Source organism: Streptococcus suis, assembly GCF_902702775.1.
GTDB classification, from domain to species: domain Bacteria; phylum Bacillota; class Bacilli; order Lactobacillales; family Streptococcaceae; genus Streptococcus; species Streptococcus hashimotonensis.
In genome coordinates this window covers 429,502-450,837 of sequence record NZ_LR738724.1, presented here as the reverse complement: position 1 = coordinate 450,837, position 21,336 = coordinate 429,502, and the positions used below count along the sequence as shown (strand labels likewise).

The following is a 21,336-nucleotide window of genomic DNA, read 5'->3' as shown; positions in this document are numbered from 1 at the left end:
CTCTTTTTTACCTACTTGTAAAGTCTTTTTATTAAATATTCTGATAATTTAATGGAGGTTTTTCACTTCGGATGTCAGTACTTCTATCACACCCTCTGTCAAGCGTCTCGGACCACGCACCGCCCTGACTCCCAAATCCATCATGCGCGCTCTCGGCAAAACATCATCGGAAAACTGAGCGAGCAATTCCACCTGCATCAGTTTCTTTTCTGTAGGAATGTCTGATTCACCCTGATTTTCTAAATTTGCTCCTAAGACACGGCAGACATAGCGAATAGCCTGTACAGGCGCCGTCACGTAGATGGCTACGATGTCCCCAGCTTGAATGGTTGATTTTTGCGGCCAATAGACTACCTTATTTTTCGCAAACTCGGTATCAATATCATAGACCTTTGGATTGGCTGGAATAACCCAGTAATCAGGCCCTTGCTCCGCCTTGTAGGATTTGGGACCTACCTGATAGCGACTTTTCTCAAGGAGGGCCAAAATCGCCTGGTCCTCCACAGTCTCATCCAGCAAGACCGACACCCAGGCCTTCTTTGACATATGGTAGGCAGGGTAGATGCCCGACTGACTCAGCAGCTCTGCTATTTCCCGACCGTCAACCTTGAGATTGACAATCTCCACCAGCTCCTGCGACCCACTCCCATCCAACTTATCTCTCGGAATCTGACTGACCAAGGCGTACCACTTGTTATTGGCGGGGTGGCGAAAGGCCCCATAGGTCGGCGACTTGGCAAAGGGATAATCAGGAAGGTCTCCCCACTTCTCCTTGATGAGCTGGGCTAGGCGGTTGCTTTGGACCTTGGAAAATGGCAGAGCAATACAACAAGCCTCCTCTACTCGATCCAAAATGGACTGATAAGTCTCACGCACCTGCCCCACAAAAGCCCCAGCTGGCGCAGTCACCAGATGGGCGGTATATACCTCCTCCATCTCACAATCCCAGACAAAGGACGCCAGCTGACCAGCCTCGTCAACCTCCACCACCGCCTCAAACTGCCCCTCCATGAACACCTCACGGTAGGTGTACCGATTGTCGGCAAAGATGAAACCGAAAGGGATGAGGGAGGGGAGGTTGGGTTGATAAAAATTGGTTTTGTTCATAGATGCCTTTCACTAAATAATTAATCCCACTCACCTAGTAATACCTCTTTCAAAAATTTTTTAGGAATCCAAAATGAGTGTTTTGTAATTCTTCTACCATCGGGTAATTTGTCAGTATCTGATAATTTACCCTTACCAACAAATTCATTAGGTCTAATTTCGTAGTAGGTATTTTGTGCATGAATTTTTGTAAATAAAATTGTATTGACTTTACTTTGAGGAAAGTTTGTCGAGACTTTATTACCATTTAGCTTCAATTCAACTCCATCTCGAATGATATTTCGTGTTTCATTCCAAACTCGTTGAACCTCAGGAACTAACCTGTCTGGAAATCCCCAAAATTTGATACTATCCAATACAAATAATTTATCCGATACTTCTTTAAAAATGACAAATAAAAACCGTTTATTGCAAATTTCCAAAAATGGATGCGATTCCTCCCAGACATCATTCCTAGCCAATTCTTCAAATTGATAAGTCTTAAACGGAGAGTCCTCTTTTGGTAGCCCATTTTTATCTACACGAATAACGCGTAAATTCATATTGGCTTTTTGAAATTCTTGTGTCTTTTCAAGGTCTCCAGTCAGCCCCAATATATTTCTAACCAGAGTGCTATTTTTACCTTTTGCTCTAGGATTCACGTCAAATCGACTATATAATTCTTCCTCAGAAAATCCTTTATAGGCTAAAATTTTGTCTGCAATAACCTGTGTAAATGATTTTTTCTCGCCTCTGGCAGTTGCTAATATACTTTCTTGATCAACTTGATTAAATATCTTGTGATTAATCAAGTAGGTCATGTAGCTTGATTTCAGCTCCCAAGCCCTTTGTTTTGCAAGAGTATCACTAAAAGGCTGGCTTCTAAAATCTTTTCCTTTCCCTGCACCTTTAGTACAGGTAGATAAATAGTTCCCATCTGATTCGGACAGTTCATGTGCTTTACCTTGCTTAATCTTTTCTACAATACGATTATAATCCTCAAGAATGACCTCCATGTCCTCTTCAAACCATTCATACAAAAAGACTTTTTCAATGATATAGTCTGACATGGTTTGACCTGGAATGAGGCCATTGTAGAACAGCAGGAGTATTTTAGAGCATTTTTGCCATAGATGAGTGGAGTAAAAGTCATCTAGATTTTCTTCCATATAGTTTAATATCGTTAAAACTAATCGCTCTTTTGCACTAATTGTTCCATTCTTGTTCACTTTAAAAGGCGTTACTTTTAATTCAACCCCGACTTTGTCAAAATCAGCAGCTGAGTCACTATTAGGTTGATAGCCATAAAAGTATTTTTCTATATAATTGCCATATTGCCCTTTTGACTTCATACTGATTTCTTTATCAACAATTTCTGAGATTGTACCATCTTGAAAATCTCGATAAGTTTTATAAGGCGAAACTTGGTATTCAGCAATAATTTCGCCAAGCGACCTATCTAGTAAATGTTGAGAATAATCAAGAATACTTTGAATATCTGTTTCATCATAATTGAATAAGTGTTTTTCCATATAAAATTTCCTACTAAATTCCTATAGCTCTATTATATCAAATAAAAATCCTTGATCGAAATTGTTTTTTACGATATAATAGAGAGTATTAAATAAACTTGAGGAGAAAAAATGAATATTCTCGAACTCTTTGCCGGTGTAGGCGGTTTTCGTATTGGTCTTGAAAATGCTGACAAAGATTACTTCCAAACAAAATGGGCAAATCAATGGGAGCCTGCTCGAAAATCACAGGATGCTTTTGAAGTTTATGATTTGCATTTCCCAGACAGTGAAAACATCAATATTAGTATCTCAGATATTTCTGACGAAAAGTTTGCTGAAATGAATCCCGAAATGATTGTTGGTGGTTTTCCTTGCCAAGACTATTCTGTTGCACGAAGCAAGAAGAACGAACAAGGGATTGAAGGAAAAAAAGGAGTTCTCTTTTGGGAAATTATCCGTGCTACTCGTATCACCAAACCTAAATATCTTATTTTAGAAAACGTTGACCGTCTTCTAAAAGCACCTTCTAAACAAAGAGGACGTGACTTTGCAATCATGTTGACAGCGTTTAACAATCTCGGCTACTCAGTTGAGTGGAGGGTTATCAATGCTGCTGAATACGGACGTAGTCAACGTCGCCGTCGTGTCTTCTTCTTTGTTTATCGAAATGACACGACTTTTGCAAAAAGACTTGACAAACAATTTGAAAATACTGAATCTGTATTTAACGAAAATCGCTACGATGACTATCTGTTCCATTCAGGATTATTTGCCACTCAGTTCCCAATCAAATCAACACCAATAAAAAATCGCCAAGTCTACTACGAACTGGCGAATGATATTGTTGAAGTGTCAGATAACTTCACAGGAACAGTTTGGAATACTGGCGTGATGAGACACGGAAAATACTATTCCGTCGATACTCAATGCGACTATAAAGGTCAACCAATCACTCTTGGAGAAATCCTACAGGATGAAAAAGATGTGCCTGAAAAATACTTTTTGAACGACCCAGCTAAGTTAGAAAAATTCCAATATCTACGAGGCCCTAAAAAAATCGAAAGAACTTCGGCAGATGGTCACACCTATACCTATTCCGAAGGTGGAATGTCGCCGACTGACGACCTAAACCTGCCTGGACGAACGATGTTGACTTCCGAAGGAACTGTCAATCGCTCTACTCACTTTATCAATGTGAACAATCGATACCGTTTGATTACACCTGTAGAGGCGGAACGATTACAGGACTTTCCTGACGATTGGACTAAGCAGAAAAAATTAGCAGATGGATCCATTGTAGATGTATCTGATAAAATGCGTATGTTCTTTATGGGCAATGCCCTCGTCACTGAAATCGTACGAAAAATTGGGGAATATATAAAAACACTCGACTAATATTAGTTGAGTGTTTTTTACAATACTAATTTTGTCTCATCATAAGTCAATCTTCAAAATAATATCTTTCAAAAATATCCCTCTTATCCTGTTTATCCTTCATTATTTTTGTATCAAACTTTATCTGATTCTCATCTATATTCAATACATAAGGTTTCATCCATTCAATTTCTTCAAAAGTAAAACCATATTTAAGTAACCAAATCTCTTTATCATCAATAGTACCATACTGAATTAGATTAATCATACTAATAGCTCTCTCATCTTCAGTTTTCTGAAAATACTTGTCGAATACCGCAGTAATGATATCAATTAATCTGAAACTGATTATTTTATCAAGGTAGTCATAAGTATCAAAAACAATTAAGTCATAACTTACTCCAACTGCCTTAGTTCCTTGAGGAAATAATGAGAATGCTTCTAAATTCTTATTTGGTATATCATTAAATGGCATCGTGAACTTAGTTTCTAATTTTTCCAGACTTTGAATTGCAGATTTTGTTCCTAGTTTACTTAACCAATCTCGCTCTTGTTTCTGACTAATATAAGCATACCTATAAAAACAAATTTCTTTAAAGGTCTTCCCATAAATTTTCCAAATCATAATTTGTATTGCTGAATTTATTACTGCCGATTCTCCTTTAGATAATTCTCGTCGTAAGAAAATACTATAAATCATTTGGAAACATTCCGAAATCACCCTACTATCAAATTCTTTCAACGGCTTAAGATTTCCATTAACAAAAATTATATCTAAAATTGCTTTAGCTAAGTTAAAACTGTCAATATTTTGCAAATTCTCCAACTGATTTAGAGTCAAATTATACTCATCAGAGTAGGTTCCTTCCAGCATCGAATTTTTAAAGTCTTCCAAATCACTAAGTTTTTCTGGCAATTCTTTTTCTAACAAGGAAACCGTCTGTAAGCTTACTTCTCCTTTCATGATAGTTCTAAATTTTGACATATCTCGCTTCTTAATGACTATTTCTCCATAATCAAATTTCTTTTCTACTGAGCTCCTTCCTGCTCTACCAATTAAATTTTTAATGGATAAAGTTTTCGAAGCTGGAAAAGTATTTAAAAATACCAAGTCAAATGGCATGTTTATACCTTGTTCCAAGGTAGAGGTCGCAAAACATATTTTACAAAAACCTAATCTAGTAAACTTCTCTATCAGCAACCTAACATCAAGCGGTAGGGAGCCATGGTGCATAACAATTCCACGCTTTAGAAAATGGATCAGTTCCGAATACCTATCATCTCCATTTATATCATTACCTCCCATCAAAAAAGAAATTTCATTTATTAGTTCCAAAGGAGCTGGGTCAGAAATTTCATGACAGAGTTCCGTATACTTTGAAAATTCATCTAATACGCTTTGACCAACAATACTTGTTTTCGTTGAATATATTAAAACACTCCCACCATTTATTAAAACTTTCTCTATCGGATCATAATCGCATTCGACTTTAGTCTTTCCCATTACAGATTTCTCTATGCCAAAATGAGAATAACTTCCATCTTCGTTTTGTGCATAATAAATCTGTCCAACATTTTTTAGTTTAAAGTTTTCAAATTTTGATGTCCTTTTTTCAAAATGATTTTTTTGAATTTGAGCTTCAGGATTACTAATAAATGGATGTGCAAAAATATACTTAACCGAAGGAAATGCTTTTTGACTCCTTCTGATGATACTATCAAAATATAGTCCGCGAGCACTTTCTTCATCACCTAACTGAGCTTCGTCAAAAAGAATAAATTCAATATCAAATAAGTTATGGATTTTGAATAAATCTTTACATCTTTCGGGAGTGAGAATAAAGATATTCCGTTCTGCATGTAGAACATTAATACGCTCCACAAAGGTGAGTAAGTTTATTGTTTTTTCTTTTAGAGTATTTTTCAAATTCATATAGTACTCGTTAATTAAGGCTCTTGACGGCACAACTATTACTATATCTTTACTTGACTGTTCAATTATCCTCCGAAATACATATGATTTCCCTGTGCTAGTTGGTGCAGAAAAACTGAAACATTTACTGCTTTCGATTCCCTCGATTATCTTAGCTTGGACAGGAGTGAAAAGTTCACCAAACCTTTCTTGAATATATTTCTGATACATTCCAAAAATAATTTCTGGTAATGACTCTGTTTCTAATTCTTTATAATGCAAGCCCATATACTTAATAACCATATGTTCTATCTCTTCAAACATTTCGGGTTGATATATTTTAAAATAACATAATATTTCTAAATCAGTCGTATTTATAGGTCCGTTTATATAGAGTGATTGCATCGTACTTTCAAGGATATTTTGAAGCTTTTCGCCTCTCTTTATATTTCTAATCACATTTTCCATACCTAACCTCTAAAATGTATTAATTGCAATATAGATTACTTCAATATGCTGAGAAAGTGTTTGAAAATATTTATTTTTAGTAATATTCGAAATCAAAGTATCATCATCAATTTTTGTACTAGAAAATCCACAAGCAAAAGCTCTACTACCTAATGCGGCATTATTTAAACTCTCTCTCGTAACAAAATCTCTAATATCTAATAAATCAGACCTATCTCTCTCTTCGGTGATAAATTTATCAACTTGTTTCATTGCTTTACCATAGGCATTCGTATCTTTTACATACTTAGCTTCTCCAAAAATAATATATTTTCCATTCATTTCAGAGAAGAAGTCAAATCCTGGATTTCCAGCAATCTTCTGCTTAATAAATTCTGCTAAAGGGATGTCAGAGTGTCCAAGTTCACTTATTATCGCCGAACGAGATAATTCAGATACAACTGTTTCTCCTATTTCAGTTGTGATTGTATCCTGTGAACCACTTTCAAGTCTGGTCTTTAAGTTTTCAACAGTACGAGTAGTTCTAGCCGAAAAACTCAACTTTATGTAATCTTCATCAAATCTATTAATCCACGATATATCTTGAAAATGCTCTATGATATCTCTTATTGTAATACTTATATCTTCCGGATCTATGCGCAAAAAGGTAATATGAGGATATCCGAGTGATGTTAGCCGTGTATTTGAGATAACCTTAACCATAAAACTCCTTAAGCTATTATAATATCCCCATTATACCACAAAACCCAGCCCTTTTAGGCTGGGAATCTGTTTATATTAGCTTATTTAACCAACTTCTTCATCTCTTCAATCCGCGCTACTGTCGCATCATATTTTGCTTGGTAGTCGGCTTGTTTTTCTTTTTCTTTTTCAACGACTTCTGGTTTGGCGTTGGCGACGAAGCGTTCGTTGCTGAGTTTTTTGCCGACCATGTCTAGTTCTTTTTGCCATTTGGCTAGTTCTTTGTCTAGTCGAGCCAACTCTTCTTCGACGTTGAGGAGGTCGGCTAGTGGCAAGAAGATTTCAGCACCGGTGATAACGGCTGACATGGCTAATTCTAGTGCAGCAATGCTTGAGCTGATTTCCAGATGTTCTGGATTTGTGAAGCGTCGAATGTAGTTTTCATTTGCCTTGAAGAAGGTTTCAAGCTCAGCATCCGCTGTCTTAATCAAGATGGTAATCGGCTTAGATGGCGCAACATTCACTTCTGCTCTACTATTTCGCACCGAACGAATCAAGTCCTTAAGGCTTTCCACTCCCTTGTGGGCTTCCGCATTTTCAAAGGCTGGGTTGACAACAGGGTAAGCTGCCACCACGATAGAGCCCTCTGCGTACTGAGCGTAGATTTCTTCCGTCACAAACGGCATGATTGGGTGGAGGAGGCGAAGGATTTGGTCCAGCGTGTAGAGAAGGACAGAGCGGGTCATGACTTTCTCAGCCTCGTTGTCGCTGTAGAGCACCTCCTTGGTCAGCTCGATATACCAGTTGGCGAACTCTTCCCAGATGAAGTTGTAGAGGATGTGACCAGCCACACCAAACTCGAATTTGTCGAAGTTTTCAGTGACCTTGGCAATGGTTTCGTTGAGGTTGTGGAGAATCCAGCGATCCGTCACATTACCAGCCTCACCAGCTGCGACTTTGGCGACATTCTCACGCGCCGCATCCAAGGTCAAACCTTCATTGTTCATGAGGATATAGCGGGAAATGTTCCAAATCTTGTTGATGAAGTTCCAAGACGCGTCCATCTTCTCATAAGAGAAGCGAACATCTTGACCAGGGGCAGAGCCGTTTGACAAGAACCAACGCAAAGCATCCGCACCGTATTTCTCAATAACATCCATTGGGTCAATCCCGTTTCCAAGCGACTTGGACATCTTGCGACCTTCTTCGTCACGGATCAAACCGTGGATCAGCACGTTCTTGAATGGCTGACGGCCTGTGAACTCAAGCGATTGGAAAATCATACGAGACACCCAGAAGAAGATGATGTCGTAGCCCGTTACCAAGGTTGAAGTTGGGAAGTAACGCTGGAAGTCCGCCGCATTTTCGTCAGGCCAGCCCATGGTTGAGAATGGCCAAAGGGCAGAGCTGAACCAGGTATCTAGGACATCCTCATCCTGTACCCAACCGTCACCTGCTGGAGCCTCTTCTCCGACGTACATTTCGCCAGATTCGTTATACCATGCTGGAATCTGATGGCCCCACCAAAGCTGACGCGAGATAACCCAGTCGTGTACATTTTCCATCCATTGTAGGAAGGTATCGTTGAAACGTGGTGGGTAAAATTCTACCTTATCAGCTGTGTCTTGGTTGGCAATGGCATTCTTAGCCAATTGGTCCATTTTGACAAACCATTGAGTTGACAAGCGTGGCTCGACTACCACACCTGTACGCTCAGAGTGACCAACTGAATGCACACGGTTTTCGATTTCCACAAGGGCACCCAGTTCTTGCAACTTCGCAACCGTTGCTTTACGGGCTTCAAAGCGGTCCATACCTGCAAATTCACCCGCCAACTCGTTCATGGTACCGTCGTCGTTCATAACGTTGACTTGTGGTAGATTGTGGCGTTGACCTACGAGGAAGTCATTTGGATCGTGGGCAGGTGTAATTTTCACAACCCCTGTACCAAATTCTGGGTCTGCGTGTTCATCCGCAACGATTGGAATTAACTTGTTAACGATTGGCAGGATAACGTTTTTGCCAATCAAGTCCTTGTAACGTGGGTCTTCTGGGTTAACCGCCACCGCAACGTCACCGAACATGGTTTCAGGACGAGTTGTCGCAACTTGAAGGGCACGAGAGCCGTCTTCCAACATGTAATTCATGTGGTAGAAGGCACCTTCTACGTCCTTGTGAATCACTTCAATATCTGAAAGGGCTGTGCGAGCCGCTGGGTCCCAGTTGATGATAAATTCGCCACGGTAGATCCAGCCTTTTTTGTAGAGTTCTACAAAGACCTTACGAACAGCTTTTGACAAGCCTTCATCAAGTGTGAAACGTTCACGTGAATAATCCACAGATAAACCTAGTTTACCCCATTGCTCCTTGATGGTTGTAGCATATTCATCTTTCCATTCCCAGACTTTATCGAGGAATTTTTCACGACCCAAGTCATAACGGGTCACACCTTGCTCACGCAAGCGTTCCTCAACCTTAGCCTGAGTGGCAATCCCCGCGTGGTCCATACCTGGAAGCCAGAGGGTGTCAAAGCCCTGCATCCGCTTCTGACGGATGATGATGTCTTGAAGGGTAGTATCCCAAGCGTGCCCCAGGTGCAACTTACCTGTTACGTTTGGAGGCGGAATGACGATCGAATAAGGCTTGGCCTCCGCATCGCCTGACGGCTTAAAGACATCTTGGTCCAACCAAGTCTGGTAACGACCAGCCTCAACCTCGGCTGGATTGTATTTTGGTGATAATTCTTTTGACATTATTTTTCTCCTTTAGTATTCTTTAAGAAAATTGGTTTATACTATCCTCAAGCTAGAAATAGCCCAATTCTTTTTCATATAATTTCCTAGAAATAGTCAGTCCTTTGGGCTGGCTATTTCGTTTGTTCTTGCTCAAGCTCTTCCATTTTTTGGATAATCAGTTGAGCTACGTCATTAGCAGAAAGATGGGTATTATTAATTTTGAGATAATGCTGAATGCCCTCTGGAATGCCTAATGAGGTATATTGACATGTATCAGCTGTAGAAAGAATCTCAGCCTCTGAAACTTCAATGTTTCGTTTCAAAGGTTTATGGGTCAGTCGATTTTCTGTCCGATTACGCCGCAGACGTTCATCTAAAGTAGTTTCCAATTCAACAAATAAAATTTCCTGACCACGATGATGAAAAATCGTCTGAACTGTTGTAAGAAATTGAACATCTATGGGATTTTTAAAATTAATCAGGGCAGTTCCAATCAGTGGGCGGCCTGAACTAGCAAACACATCATAAACAGCAAATGTAATACGTGTATTGAGATCGAACATATCCTCAGAAAATTCTGGGATAAATCGTAGGCTAAAATCAATCGAATCATGATTATGAAAGAGTGTCATCCCTGTCAATTTCGCAACTTCCTGCCCAACGGTCATCTTGCCAGAAGCTTGTGCTCCAATAATAATTAGATTCATACTGCCTCCCCCACCAACTCTATCTTTATCCCATCTGGGTCTTCTAGATAGAGGGCATAGTGGTTTGGTCCTCCTGCATGGGGATAGCGGTCGTCGTAGAGCAATTTGACTCGTCTGGTCAAAAATTCCTTCCGCCATTGGTCAATCTCATCAGGTGTGCCCGCATGAAAGGCTAGATGATTGAGACCTGTTCGGCACCGGTGATAACCTGCCTCTAGGAAGTCCTTTGGCGTTTGGACAAAGACCAGGTACTGCTCTGCTTTTTTATAAGACAGCCCGTCCTCCCACTCCTGATAGAGCGAGTAGCCCAGCTTGGTCAGAAGAAAATCGTAAAATGCACGTGAGGTTTCCAAGTCTGAAACATATATTTCAACATGATGTAGCATATCTTCTCCTTTCCAAATGAAAATCCCCGCCTAGACTTGCTAGACAGGGACGAAGTTATTCCGCGGTACCACCCTTGTTCAGATAAGTTATCTGCACTTTGCTTATTCGATTCACACCATCAGCAACCAGTTTTGACATTTGTGCGGATTTCTCAGTACCACCGCTTCCTGTGACAAATGGGGCTCAAAACACCTCTGAATGGCTTTATTGTAACAAATTGCACCTTGAAAAGCAAGGGATTTAAGCTTTCAACTCAATCCCTTTTTCTTTCAACTGCTTGATGGTTGCAGGACCGATGCCTTTAAGAGCCAAGAGCTCTTTTTCTGTATGGTTTGCAAAATCCGCCACAGATTGAATACCTGCTTCGTAGAAGGTTTCCAAACGTGCTGCCGCAATGCCTTCCAACTCAGGAAGTGCCAAAAAGTCTTCCAATGAAGTCGCTGAAGAAGTCACCTCTGCTACAACTTCTTTCACTTGTTCCACAGCATGCTCTACTACAGCCTCAGTCTTGTGAGCAACTGTCTCTACTACCTCTGCAGCTCTTTCAAGACCTACACGACCTGCACGTTTCAAGTCTGCTAATTGTTTTTTCAATTGTTTTTTTCGATTTACTTTTTTCTTTGCCATGTTAACTCCTTTCTCCTTAGAACCTGTACTCACAAGTAAAGTACCTATATAAGAAATAGTTTTTCACTAATCAAGGCCGTTTTTTGAGGAAATACTGACTGTATTTTGAAAAAACAACGATGAATAGCTGAAGAACTATCCTTAGATAGAAATGCTGAACTGTGAATATAGTTTCTTAATAATGCCTTTGACCAAACAACTCATCTGGTAAATCATGAAAACCTTTGCCAGCATGGTAGTTGGCAAATTTCCCTTGAATGAATCGATAGGCATCCAGCTTGCTCTCATAACGAATATAAGCATCCGCTGCACGCTCATCTTTGTCTTCTTCCAAGACACGACGACTTTCTTCAACCGCCATCTCGTTTACCATGACCTGAGTGTTGACCCAAGCTTCAAATTCTTTTAAAAATTCTTGTTCTTTTGTCATTATTTTCCTCTTTCGCCTGCTTCAATTGAAACACACCGGTTTATTATACCATATTTTCTAGAAAACACAAGAAAACCCTAACTGTAACACAGTTAGAGTCCCCATTTTTTTACCAAGTAAAACGATAGGTCGTTTTAGACAGAAATTCTTCTCCTTGTTCTAACAAAATCGAACCAAATCCATCGACATTGCACGCATTCGGCAAGGCCTGACACTCTAAACTAAAGACACCGTGGTAACAGGCCAAAGCTTCAACAGGAAAATTATATGTATAAATAACGACCGCAGGCTGGTTGGTTTTGACACTGAGTCCAATTTTCCCATCTGGACTCAAAACTTCTACCGGAATATCCACCTCTTCCAATACCCATGGGTGGTCATAGCCTTTTACCAACACATTTTGAGGATATTGGCTATCAAATCCCTGAGTAAAAGGCGCAAAATCTCTAAAATCAAACGGCGTCCCTGTCACATCTTCTAAGACACCCGTTGGCAGGTTATCCTCCCCAAGCGGAGCATAGTGATTGGCAGCAATTTTAATACGGTGCTCGGCAACTGACCGTTGAAAATCACCAGTCAAGTTGAAATAGATATGGTTGGTCGGATTAAAAATCGTATCCTTATCCGATACAGCCTGGTAGTCAACTGTCAATTCATTTTTATCCGTCAAACAATAAATAGCCTTGACCCTCACATCACCAGGAAAGCCATTAAAACCATCTTTTAGGACCATACCAAAGGTCACTTGATTTCTCTCATGGTCTAGCTCAACGTCCCAGTACTGCTCATTTGCCGTGTCAACCCCACCGTGTAGAGTCCTACCAGGTTCATTTTCTGTAAAATGATAGCTTGTTCCCTTTATCTCAGCTTGGGCACCTGAAATACGCCCCGCTACTGGGATAATTGTTGAACCAGGATACAAATCTGTCTTGCGGTAATCTTCATCCGACTTAGCCGCCAAACTGACATTTCGTAAACCGCCATTTTCTTCTACTGGCAGAAGCACTTCTACCACTCTAGCTCCAAAATCCGTCAAGGTTACCTGCATGCCATTCTTGTTTTCCAAGCAATACAGTTTTGCTTTTTCACCAAATGTTTTTACTTCAATCATTTCTTTTCCTCACAAGCCAAATGAGGGAGTCACTATTGTAACTCCCTCAGGATACTTAAAGCCTATCAACTATAGAACATTTTATAATTAACGAAAATCAAATCCGTCTGTAACAATCGGCTGAGTTAGCCTCACTCTCTTATTTCTAGGCTCAGGCTGAAACAGTCACTTCCCTGACTGTTTCACTCATCGTCATCTTCATCACTTGTTAATAGGCTATTGACATGAACTAGGTTGCTTGTACCAAATTCGACATAGTCTACAGCTTCGCCAAGCAAGACGCCGTTCAAGAAGCCGATAACCATTGGCATATTCATACCTGCATAGAGGTCAAACTGCCCACCTTCAATCAATTTTCGTGATACGACGTTGGCTGGTGTACCGCCCAACAAGTCTGCGAAGACAACAAAGTCATCTAGATTAGCAATTGTTTCTTCAAATTTTTTCTGGAAGTCTTCTGGACCTTCTTCTGGTAATAAAGCTACTGTATATATGTCCTCTTGAGGCCCCATAATCATTTCAGTAGATTTTTTCAACTCCTCGCAGAAGATACCATGACTTACTAATACTAAACTTCTAGTCATTATGCCATACCAAATGCGAAGTGACCGATTGCTGACAAGCAAAGAGCAAGCGCAATGATGATCAAGATAGCCTTGGTAGAGGTCATACCTTTACGACCGAGCAACCAGAATACAAAACCTGTAAAGACAGCTGGAACAAGGCGAGGGAAGATTGTGTTGAGCAAGTCTTGAATGTCAATCACTTTCTCACCTACAGTTGGAGCCCAAGTCACTTCAAAGTTAATCATAGTTGCAATCAAGGCACCCATCATGAAGACACCCATGACTGAAGCAGCATCAACAAGAGCTGTCAAGCGATCACGCATGGTTGTAATCAACTTAGTACCTTCTTTGTAGGCAACTTCCAACTGTTTCCAACGGAAGATGTCATAAACCACTGCTACTGCTACCCAAAGGAAGATACCCCAAGGCTGACCTTGAGCCGCCATAGTCGCTGCAACAGTACCCATGATAGCTGGTACCAATGAACCAAAGATTGAGTCACCAATTGGGGCAAATGGTCCCATCAAACCAGTTTTAATACCGTTAACTGCATCTTTAGAAGCCACACCGTCACTTTCTTCAAGTGCCAAGTCAATACCTGTGATGATGGTATGGAAAAATGGTGAAGTATTGAAGAACTGAGTATGCAATTTCATCATTTCCTTCAACTCAGGAGTACCATCTCCATACATTTTACGCAATTGTGGCAAAATCATGTAGAGGTAGCCAGATGCCTGCATCCGCTCATAGTTCCAACCAAGTTGGAAAGTGAACAAGCTACGTTTGTTGATTTGATTAAAATCTTCTTTTGTTAATTTGTAATTAGATTTCGTCATCTTCAATTTCCCCACTTTCTGAATTTGATGGAGCAACCACAGTTACTTTTTGGCTATTTTTGAAGTGAATCACTGAAAGGAATGCACCCACAATAGCGATACCAATCATTGACAAACCTTTGAAGTTATTGACAAAGCTTACGCCTGCATCTTCAGGAAGAGTGCCAACGATACCAGCAACTGCACCACCCAAAGCTGATACGTTACCGTAAAGAACAGTCAACATAGCTGTAAGAGCGAAACCTACCGCCAAGTAGTGAAGGTTACGTTTAAGTGGAAGATAGTGAAGCAAGATTGCAAAACCAAGACCTGGAAGCATACGAGCTGCAAGCGTCAAACCGTTGGCAATCCATTGGTATTGTTCAATAGTTTTAACCATTGCATCTACAAACTCACCACCAAAAGCAAGGGCAAGGAAAACTGGAAGTGCACGAGAAAGTGCCCAAGGAATTGCACCAAGCAGATAGTTGCGTTCGATACCAGCGTAGTCAAAGCGTTCAATCGCCGCATCTACACGGTGTGCAAAGAAAGTAGTTGAGAAACGACCAGCAATATCTGTATAAACAAGAAGTGCTGCTACTGGAACTGCGATAGTAGCTACTGCAAGTTCAGGGTCAATACCTTGTGATACAGAGAAGGCTGTCGCCAATACCGCACCAGATGTTGCATCAATACGTGACGCACCACCAAATGTACCTACACCAAGCACCATCAACTGCAAGCTGGCACCAATTGCCAAACCTGTTGTCATATCGCCCATGATTAAACCAGTGATAAACCCTGCAAAGACTGGTGAACCTGCTGACGATACAATTGTCAGCTCGTCACAAATCTGGTAAGCAGAGTAGAGCGTTAGAAGTAATATTTGCCACCATTGCATAATAGTGATCCTCCTTTAAATTTTTCAAAAATATCCGAATGTTATCTAACCTTATCCAATAATGGCATAAAGTCTTTTGGTGAATCGCCAGGTACCATTTGTGCAAATAATTTTACACCCTTAGCCGCCAAGGCATCAAAATCTGCAATATCCTTATCTACAACGTTAATAGAACGAGTTACAGAACGAGTTTCCGGAGTTTGAGACATATTCCCTACGTTCAACTCAGGGAGCTCAACCCCGTACTCTACCAAGCGAAGGAAGTTTTCTGGACGACGAGCAACAATCAAGAGACGTTGACTATCATACTTGCCCTCCTTAATATTATTAGCAGCCTTTTCAATCGGTAAAATCGATAATTTTACGCCTGGAGGACATGCTAATTTCAGTCCTTGTTTTTCAATGTCATTTTGAGCAACAGCATCATCGATAACCATGATACGACCGATGTTCAATTTCGTCGTCCATAAGTTAGCAACCTGACCGTGGATCAAACGACCATCAATACGCGTAGCAATAATTGCCATACAGTGTTCTCCTTTTCTTCATAAATCTTTTAGGCAGAAACCGATTAAAATTTCTACAAATCTTTTATAACGGGTCTTTGTGAAAAATGAATCTTCTCTCTATATTTTCCTTCTGTCTCGAAGACAATTATTTCATTCGCTCCTTTCTTTAAGTATCCTTTTGGAATATAGAGATAGAGGATTGGCCCTTTTTCCCAAAAACGTCCAATATTTACATTATTAACGAAAACAACTCCCTTACCAAAACCTGTCATGTCTAAGTAAGTATCCGCAAGTTCATCCAGTTCAAACTGATAACGATAGAAAGCAGCTTGACCTTCCTCCCAGCCCTTACTAAAATCCAAGTCCTCAACTGACTCAAGATGCAAAGGATAGGTTTCCCAATGACCAATAAAATGTAAATCAGCCATCGCACCTCGACCAAGCCCTTTAGACTGGGTAGGAGCCGTTAGTTTATGCCCATAATTGACACGTCCCATATTTTCTACCAAAATATCTAATTTTAGCTTGTCATCTTTAAAATCCAATTCAACATCGTCACCAATCTCAGTCTGATACTGAGTTGCAACGAATTTTCCATCTGCATAAATTTGGATACGGTCACGCGCATCAACTACTCGGAAACGTTCCGCTTCTGTCTTATCCCGCTCCAACTCTGTTCTATATAAAATATAACCTGTTGACTGATCAAGCTCTTCCATATTCTTAGGATAAAACCCTTTTACGCAATCGCTTACATTTTCTAGAGTAGCAAATAAACTCACCTTATCATGAAGCGACACATCTGAAAAAGCTTTTGCCTCTTTTACAAGCGGTTCTGCATACTCTAATTCAGGATAGACTTCTTTCAAACGTTGTTGCAAAAGATAAAACTTCTTAGTAGGATTTCCAGCTTCATCCAATATAGCATCATAATCATAAGAAGTTACCTGAGGCAAATCAATTTGACCACGAGCAGAGCAACCATTCATGAAACCAAAATTTGTTCCACCATGGAACATGTACAGATTCAAGGAGCCCAATTCGATACATTCCATAACCGAATCAACCATTTCCTCCGGCTCTCTACGAATAATTTCATCGCCCCAACGATTGAACCAACCATCCCAAAATTCCATACACATGAGTGGCCAATTCTTCTGATGTTCATTAAAGAATGCCGTCATATTTGCAAAATTCTCTCTAGCTTTAGAGCCAAAGTTTCCTGTTACAAATACATCGTCCTCTATCAGTGTTCCTGCACGTAATGTTGCTCGCCAAGAACCGTCCGAGGTAAACAAGGGAGCAGTTAGACCATGTTTACGCATCAAGCCAGCCACCGATCTTAGATACTCCTTCTCCTCACCATAAGAGCCATACTCATTTTCCACTTGGAACATAAGTACATTTCCACCCTGTGCGAGTTGGAGCTTGGCCAATTTAGGAATAAGAGAAGCGTAATATTCATCTAAGTGCTGCAAGTACACCGAATCACTCGAACGTACTCTAAGCTCTTCCTTCATCAACCAAGCAGGGAGGCCACCCCATTCCCACTCCGCACAAATATAAGGTGAAGGACGTACAATTGCATAAAGCCCTAATTCTTGAGCCAATTTCAAAAATCGCTCAATATTCAATATACCCTCGTAACAAAACTCACCCTTTCGAGGTTCATGCATATTCCAAGGGACATAGGTTTCAACCGTATTAAAACCAAGAGCCTTTAAGTTATACAAAGAATGGTACCAATCATCAGGATGGACACGAAAATAATGAATCGCGCCTGATAAAATCTTAAAGGGTTCACCGTCCAAATAAAATTGGTCTCCAATATAAAATTCTTTCATTTCTTCCTCCGATGCAACCGCTTACCTTTCTATTAATATACTAACACTTATTTGTGGTTATGTCCAGTACTTTTTTTAAAATTTTTTACTTTTTTTACAAACACCTCTATTTCCTTACTCCGAAAGGGATTACATCTATTTTTTTTATGGATTCCAGCTATATTTTTTGATTTTCATCAATTAATTTAGTATAATGAGCCATGGAAAGGAAGGAAATAAGTATGAAAGTACCTAAGTACCAGCTTATACAAAACGACTTACGCCAGCAAATTATCTCTGGCAAATTTGAAAATGGCGACAAATTTTACACAGAATCTGAATTAACAAAACTATTTAACGTTAGCTCTATCACCGTTATTCGTGCAGTAAACGAACTAGTTAAGGACGGCTACCTCGTTCGTCAACAAGGTAAAGGAACCTTTGTATCCCGTTCACGCAAAGGACGTCTTGTAGAATTTTCTGATATTGAGATTTTTCCGATGGATAAGGATAAGGTTACTGTTCTCTCGTGCGAAAAAGGCAATAAACCCGATATCCTTGAAAAACTAAATCTTGACAAGAATGAGTTTTACTATAAAATTGTACGCGTCCGCGCAGCAGAAGACACTCCATACATCTTCCACAATTCATATATCCCTCAACGATATATCCAGAATCCCGATGCTCCACTCGAGCACTATCAATCAATCTATCAACGCTTCAAACTGGACTACAATATCCACATGTCCGAGGAACCATTTGTAGAAACGAATGAAATTGTCAGCCCATGTCCAAAAGAGGTTGCCACTCATTTGAAGTTAAAAGCGACTGAACCAGCTGTACTACAAAACAAAACAACTACCAACAGTACTAGCGGTGAAGTGATGGAATATACTGAAACTTACAAACACTGGAAGTATTACAAATTTGAAATTACAGCCAACCATCGCTAAAAAAACGCAGACTAACGTCCGCGTTTTTTTCATACCCAATAACAATCAAAAGTAGCCTAAGAAACGAAACCGAAGATAGAACTGGATTTCATCAAGGCTCTTGACAACGAATAATTTTGATTTTCGAAGAGTATTAATTCTAATATCCCCGTTGATGGGTAATCTTGTAACGAAACTGGTCCGCTCTAGCAATACTAAACGTAAATTCGATAATTCTATTCTTATCATTATAGGTTTTTCTTACCAAATGAAGCACTGGACTATTGCTTGGAATTCCAAGTATCTTAGCTTCATTATCCAAAGCAATACTTGCATAGAACTCTTCTTCTGCCAAACGAATCACCTGATGATAATCCTCTGAAAAAATTTCATACAAGGGAGTTGACTTCATTTGCTGAGCAGCTAATCCAGGAAATAGCGAGGCAGGAACATATGTCCTTTCCAACATCATCGGAACCTCATCTGCAAGTCTCAAACGTTCAACTTCAAACACTTCCTCACCCTGACTAAGTTGTAGATGCTGCGCAATATAGTCCGACGCCTTAACCAATTCAAAGGATAAAATCGATGTCCTCGGTACTTTCCCAATTTTTTTCATTTGCTCAGTAAAACTATAGGCCTGAGACAAATCAACTGCAGTATCTGAAATCTCAGATACATAGGTTCCCTTACCATGCTTCTTATAGACTAAGCCACGTTTTTCCAATTCTTGCAAAGCCAAACGAACTGTAATACGACTGACACCATAAACCTGTGTCAACTCACGCTCTGAAAATAACTTGTCATTCGGAGCCATCCTCTCACGAATTGCAACTTCCAATTCATCAACCAACTGCAAATAGAGAGGTTTTTCAACAGTTTGACTAACCATAGACTCCTCCTTTCTAACCCACATAAGCTTACAAACCTATTTTACACCAAATTTCATATATTAACAATATCTCGGGTGATAAAATACCAGCTCTTCAAGCTAAAGCAAGGTCACCTCATCTGGCAAAGTAATGGTCTCTTTTCCCTGCTTGTCCATTACCAAGATTGTTGAGGGATAAAAAGGATCAAAACGACTACTTAGATCTACAGCCAGTACATTTTTATAACCTTCCTGCGAAAAGACCAGCGTAATCTTACCACGACGATTTTTGATAGAAAAACGGATTACACTTTTTAACGGAATAACCCCTTTTAAGTAGTGATCAATAACATACCAGAAACTATCAATCACTTCCCCAGGAAGCGAGGTCACAACTCCAAAACTTGCATAGCGCCCATTTGTTTGTTCAAAGGCCATAAGCCCCTCCTTTACAATAAGAAAAAAGCCTGTAAAACAGGATTTTCTTTTCTAACTTTATCTACTTCTCAGTTCTAAATAGCGTTTGTACCAGATATTAACGTAGGCTGGAGAGAATGGTCCGCGCTGGTTATTAATCCAATCAACCAGTATCTTGACATTTTCCTTCAAAATAAAATCAATATCATCCGAATACTTCATCGCCTTACGATGACGCTCATATTCATCCACATCCAGCAGTCTCTTTTCACCATCAGCAAAGACCTTAACATCGAGGTCATAATCAATGTATTTGAGTGCCTCATTATCGAGAACATATGGACTAGCAAGGTTACAATAATAGGAAACTCCGTTTTCACGAATCATTGCAATGATATTGAACCAGTATTTTTTATGAAAATAAACGATTGCTGGTTCTCTTGTTACCCAACGCCTACCATCATTTTCAGTCACTAAGGTATGATTATTGACTCCAATAATAGCATTTTCCGTTGTTTTTAATACCATGGTGTCACGCCAAGTGCGATGAATTTCACCGTCATGCTTATAACTTTGAATTGTAATAAAGTCGCCTTCCTTTGGTAATTTCACTTTGTTACCAACTTTCTACAATTACAATTTATCTTGACTATTATATCATATTTTTCTAACCTAGGCTAAATTTTTTCACAGATAATCACGAAGGACAGCCTGAATCCGATCAAAGTCATAACCCTTTCGAGCCAAAGCCTGTATCAACCTTTGCTTCAATTCGTAGCCTTCATATTTACGACTATATTTTCTATACTGCTTATCCAATTCCTTGGCGATTAAATCATCTTCATTTTCCTCATCAGCCACAAGTTCCAACTGACCCAGGCTTTGTTTGGCCGTCTCATAAGAAAACCCCTTCCCCATCAATCCCTGCACAACTTTATCTTGCAAAGCTCGAAGAGGTAATTTTCTTTGGTATCTACCCTCCAATTTCTCCCCAATCTTCCTAGCAAGCTCTGAAAAATCTTCCTCAGCCAGTCTTTTATCAATCAGCGGTTTAGGAATTCCTTTCTGCATCAACTTCTGCCGAATCATAGCTGGTCCCTTATCTCCATTTAGAGCATTCTGACGGACATAGCTATCAACATAATTCCCATCGTCCAGCCATTTTTCCTCTTCTAATACCGTCACTATCTTGACAATATTGTTTTCTTCAATTTCATATTTTTTTAGATAATCACTAACTTCTTTTTTGGTACGTTGCTTGAAGGAAAGGTAATAAAGTGCTAGATTTTTCCCATAAGAAAACTGAGCAAAATCGCGAAGCTCACGAAACTCCTGCTCCGTGATTTCCTTTCCCTTACTAAGCATGAAGCGAACAATTGTGTCTTCCGTAATATATAAACTATCCTGACCATCCACTTCAAGTAAATAAAGACGTTTCTTCTTTTCAATTTTTGTAATTCTCATTCTTTC

The 21,336-nt window shown here is 39.7% G+C and carries 21 protein-coding genes; 2 read left to right on the top strand and 19 right to left on the bottom strand.

The window, feature by feature from the left end:
* Nucleotides 1–48 precede the first annotated feature (48 nt).
* Nucleotides 49–1,107, bottom strand: a complete 1,059-nt coding sequence (locus GPW69_RS02345) for an MmcQ/YjbR family DNA-binding protein (RefSeq protein WP_074391573.1) — start codon at nucleotides 1,105–1,107, stop codon at nucleotides 49–51.
* 20 nt (nucleotides 1,108–1,127) lie between these two features.
* Entirely contained in the window at nucleotides 1,128–2,618 is a 1,491-nt protein-coding gene (locus GPW69_RS02340) for a Sau3AI family type II restriction endonuclease (protein ID WP_024389431.1), read from the bottom strand.
* A gap of 111 nt (nucleotides 2,619–2,729) precedes the next feature.
* Here GPW69_RS02340 and dcm point away from each other — a divergent pair, with 111 nt between their 5' ends.
* Nucleotides 2,730–3,995 (top strand): DNA (cytosine-5-)-methyltransferase, encoded by a 1,266-nt coding sequence (gene dcm / locus GPW69_RS02335; protein WP_024389432.1) that lies wholly within the window; start codon nucleotides 2,730–2,732, stop codon nucleotides 3,993–3,995.
* Nucleotides 3,996–4,041: 46 nt separating this feature from the next.
* Here the strand turns inward: dcm and GPW69_RS02330 are convergent, their stop codons facing one another.
* The 13 genes from GPW69_RS02330 to GPW69_RS02270 all read right to left on the bottom strand — a co-directional run bounded on the left by GPW69_RS02330 (nucleotide 4,042) and on the right by GPW69_RS02270 (nucleotide 17,667).
* On the bottom strand, nucleotides 4,042–6,354 hold the full coding sequence (locus GPW69_RS02330) for a DEAD/DEAH box helicase (RefSeq protein ID WP_074391574.1): 2,313 nt from the start codon (nucleotides 6,352–6,354) through the stop codon (nucleotides 4,042–4,044).
* A 9-nt stretch (nucleotides 6,355–6,363) separates the two neighbouring features.
* A complete protein-coding gene (locus GPW69_RS02325; protein WP_024389434.1) occupies nucleotides 6,364–7,056 on the bottom strand; it encodes a hypothetical protein in 693 nt (230 codons plus the stop codon).
* An 80-nt stretch (nucleotides 7,057–7,136) separates the two neighbouring features.
* Nucleotides 7,137–9,788, bottom strand: a complete 2,652-nt coding sequence (locus GPW69_RS02320; RefSeq protein WP_074391575.1) for a valine--tRNA ligase — start codon at nucleotides 9,786–9,788, stop codon at nucleotides 7,137–7,139.
* A gap of 113 nt (nucleotides 9,789–9,901) precedes the next feature.
* Nucleotides 9,902–10,477, bottom strand: a complete 576-nt coding sequence (locus GPW69_RS02315; protein ID WP_074391576.1) for a shikimate kinase — start codon at nucleotides 10,475–10,477, stop codon at nucleotides 9,902–9,904.
* Complete coding sequence (locus GPW69_RS02310) at nucleotides 10,474–10,863, bottom strand: VOC family protein (protein WP_074391577.1); 390 nt, start codon at nucleotides 10,861–10,863, stop codon at nucleotides 10,474–10,476. The genes GPW69_RS02315 and GPW69_RS02310 overlap by 4 nt, the downstream gene beginning before the upstream one ends.
* A 241-nt stretch (nucleotides 10,864–11,104) precedes the next feature.
* A complete protein-coding gene (locus tag GPW69_RS02305; protein ID WP_074391578.1) occupies nucleotides 11,105–11,491 on the bottom strand; it encodes a helix-hairpin-helix domain-containing protein in 387 nt (128 codons plus the stop codon).
* A gap of 175 nt (nucleotides 11,492–11,666) precedes the next feature.
* Nucleotides 11,667–11,921, bottom strand: a complete 255-nt coding sequence (locus tag GPW69_RS02300) for a DUF1912 family protein (protein WP_002943432.1) — start codon at nucleotides 11,919–11,921, stop codon at nucleotides 11,667–11,669.
* A 109-nt stretch (nucleotides 11,922–12,030) separates the two neighbouring features.
* Complete coding sequence (locus GPW69_RS02295) at nucleotides 12,031–13,032, bottom strand: aldose epimerase family protein (protein ID WP_074391579.1); 1,002 nt, start codon at nucleotides 13,030–13,032, stop codon at nucleotides 12,031–12,033.
* Nucleotides 13,033–13,214: 182 nt separating this feature from the next.
* Nucleotides 13,215–13,616 (bottom strand): PTS sugar transporter subunit IIA, encoded by a 402-nt coding sequence (locus tag GPW69_RS02290; RefSeq protein WP_044758659.1) that lies wholly within the window; start codon nucleotides 13,614–13,616, stop codon nucleotides 13,215–13,217.
* Nucleotides 13,616–14,434 (bottom strand): PTS system mannose/fructose/sorbose family transporter subunit IID, encoded by an 819-nt coding sequence (locus GPW69_RS02285; RefSeq protein ID WP_024384351.1) that lies wholly within the window; start codon nucleotides 14,432–14,434, stop codon nucleotides 13,616–13,618. The genes GPW69_RS02290 and GPW69_RS02285 overlap by 1 nt, the downstream gene beginning before the upstream one ends.
* Nucleotides 14,421–15,317 carry a PTS mannose/fructose/sorbose/N-acetylgalactosamine transporter subunit IIC gene (locus GPW69_RS02280; RefSeq protein ID WP_024384350.1) on the bottom strand — a complete coding sequence of 299 codons (897 nt, stop codon included), beginning with the start codon at nucleotides 15,315–15,317 and terminating at the stop codon, nucleotides 14,421–14,423. Before GPW69_RS02280 ends, GPW69_RS02285 begins: the two co-directional genes overlap by 14 nt.
* Before the next feature lie 38 nt (nucleotides 15,318–15,355).
* Complete coding sequence (locus GPW69_RS02275) at nucleotides 15,356–15,841, bottom strand: PTS system mannose/fructose/N-acetylgalactosamine-transporter subunit IIB (protein ID WP_004194095.1); 486 nt, start codon at nucleotides 15,839–15,841, stop codon at nucleotides 15,356–15,358.
* Between the two features lie 53 nt (nucleotides 15,842–15,894).
* Nucleotides 15,895–17,667, bottom strand: coding sequence for a glycoside hydrolase family 35 protein (locus tag GPW69_RS02270; protein WP_074391580.1), 1,773 nt, complete (start codon nucleotides 17,665–17,667; stop codon nucleotides 15,895–15,897).
* A 221-nt stretch (nucleotides 17,668–17,888) separates the two neighbouring features.
* Here GPW69_RS02270 and GPW69_RS02265 point away from each other — a divergent pair, with 221 nt between their 5' ends.
* Nucleotides 17,889–18,599, top strand: coding sequence for a GntR family transcriptional regulator (locus GPW69_RS02265; protein WP_015646515.1), 711 nt, complete (start codon nucleotides 17,889–17,891; stop codon nucleotides 18,597–18,599).
* Nucleotides 18,600–18,738: 139 nt separating this feature from the next.
* On the opposite strand, the gene GPW69_RS02260 is transcribed toward GPW69_RS02265, so the two are convergent.
* The 4 genes from GPW69_RS02260 to recX form a co-directional block, all read right to left on the bottom strand.
* Nucleotides 18,739–19,470, bottom strand: coding sequence for a GntR family transcriptional regulator (locus tag GPW69_RS02260; protein WP_074391581.1), 732 nt, complete (start codon nucleotides 19,468–19,470; stop codon nucleotides 18,739–18,741).
* Between the two features lie 99 nt (nucleotides 19,471–19,569).
* The gene (locus GPW69_RS02255) at nucleotides 19,570–19,887 is read right to left on the bottom strand and encodes a DUF960 domain-containing protein (RefSeq protein WP_004194104.1); all 318 of its coding nucleotides are present in this window, start codon (nucleotides 19,885–19,887) and stop codon (nucleotides 19,570–19,572) included.
* Nucleotides 19,888–19,944: 57 nt separating this feature from the next.
* A complete protein-coding gene (ntdP, locus tag GPW69_RS02250) occupies nucleotides 19,945–20,478 on the bottom strand; it encodes a nucleoside tri-diphosphate phosphatase (RefSeq protein WP_004194106.1) in 534 nt (177 codons plus the stop codon).
* Between the two features lie 75 nt (nucleotides 20,479–20,553).
* Nucleotides 20,554–21,330 carry a recombination regulator RecX gene (gene recX / locus GPW69_RS02245; RefSeq protein ID WP_074391582.1) on the bottom strand — a complete coding sequence of 259 codons (777 nt, stop codon included), beginning with the start codon at nucleotides 21,328–21,330 and terminating at the stop codon, nucleotides 20,554–20,556.
* Nucleotides 21,331–21,336: the final 6 nt, after the last annotated feature.

Bases quoted from the DNA above. Each gene is read 5' to 3' on its own strand.
- GPW69_RS02345 (WP_074391573.1), bottom strand. From the start codon at position 1,107: ATGAACAAAACCAATTTTTATCAACCCAACCTCCCCTCCCTCATCCCT.
- GPW69_RS02340 (WP_024389431.1), bottom strand. From the start codon at position 2,618: ATGGAAAAACACTTATTCAATTATGATGAAACAGATATTCAAAGTATT.
- dcm (WP_024389432.1), top strand. From the start codon at position 2,730: ATGAATATTCTCGAACTCTTTGCCGGTGTAGGCGGTTTTCGTATTGGT.
- GPW69_RS02330 (WP_074391574.1), bottom strand. From the start codon at position 6,354: ATGGAAAATGTGATTAGAAATATAAAGAGAGGCGAAAAGCTTCAAAAT.
- GPW69_RS02325 (WP_024389434.1), bottom strand. From the start codon at position 7,056: ATGGTTAAGGTTATCTCAAATACACGGCTAACATCACTCGGATATCCT.
- GPW69_RS02320 (WP_074391575.1), bottom strand. From the start codon at position 9,788: ATGTCAAAAGAATTATCACCAAAATACAATCCAGCCGAGGTTGAGGCT.
- GPW69_RS02315 (WP_074391576.1), bottom strand. From the start codon at position 10,477: ATGAATCTAATTATTATTGGAGCACAAGCTTCTGGCAAGATGACCGTT.
- GPW69_RS02310 (WP_074391577.1), bottom strand. From the start codon at position 10,863: ATGCTACATCATGTTGAAATATATGTTTCAGACTTGGAAACCTCACGT.
- GPW69_RS02305 (WP_074391578.1), bottom strand. From the start codon at position 11,491: ATGGCAAAGAAAAAAGTAAATCGAAAAAAACAATTGAAAAAACAATTA.
- GPW69_RS02300 (WP_002943432.1), bottom strand. From the start codon at position 11,921: ATGACAAAAGAACAAGAATTTTTAAAAGAATTTGAAGCTTGGGTCAAC.
- GPW69_RS02295 (WP_074391579.1), bottom strand. From the start codon at position 13,032: ATGATTGAAGTAAAAACATTTGGTGAAAAAGCAAAACTGTATTGCTTG.
- GPW69_RS02290 (WP_044758659.1), bottom strand. From the start codon at position 13,616: ATGACTAGAAGTTTAGTATTAGTAAGTCATGGTATCTTCTGCGAGGAG.
- GPW69_RS02285 (WP_024384351.1), bottom strand. From the start codon at position 14,434: ATGACGAAATCTAATTACAAATTAACAAAAGAAGATTTTAATCAAATC.
- GPW69_RS02275 (WP_004194095.1), bottom strand. From the start codon at position 15,841: ATGGCAATTATTGCTACGCGTATTGATGGTCGTTTGATCCACGGTCAG.
- GPW69_RS02270 (WP_074391580.1), bottom strand. From the start codon at position 17,667: ATGAAAGAATTTTATATTGGAGACCAATTTTATTTGGACGGTGAACCC.
- GPW69_RS02265 (WP_015646515.1), top strand. From the start codon at position 17,889: ATGAAAGTACCTAAGTACCAGCTTATACAAAACGACTTACGCCAGCAA.
- GPW69_RS02260 (WP_074391581.1), bottom strand. From the start codon at position 19,470: ATGGTTAGTCAAACTGTTGAAAAACCTCTCTATTTGCAGTTGGTTGAT.
- GPW69_RS02255 (WP_004194104.1), bottom strand. From the start codon at position 19,887: ATGGCCTTTGAACAAACAAATGGGCGCTATGCAAGTTTTGGAGTTGTG.
- recX (WP_074391582.1), bottom strand. From the start codon at position 21,330: ATGAGAATTACAAAAATTGAAAAGAAGAAACGTCTTTATTTACTTGAA.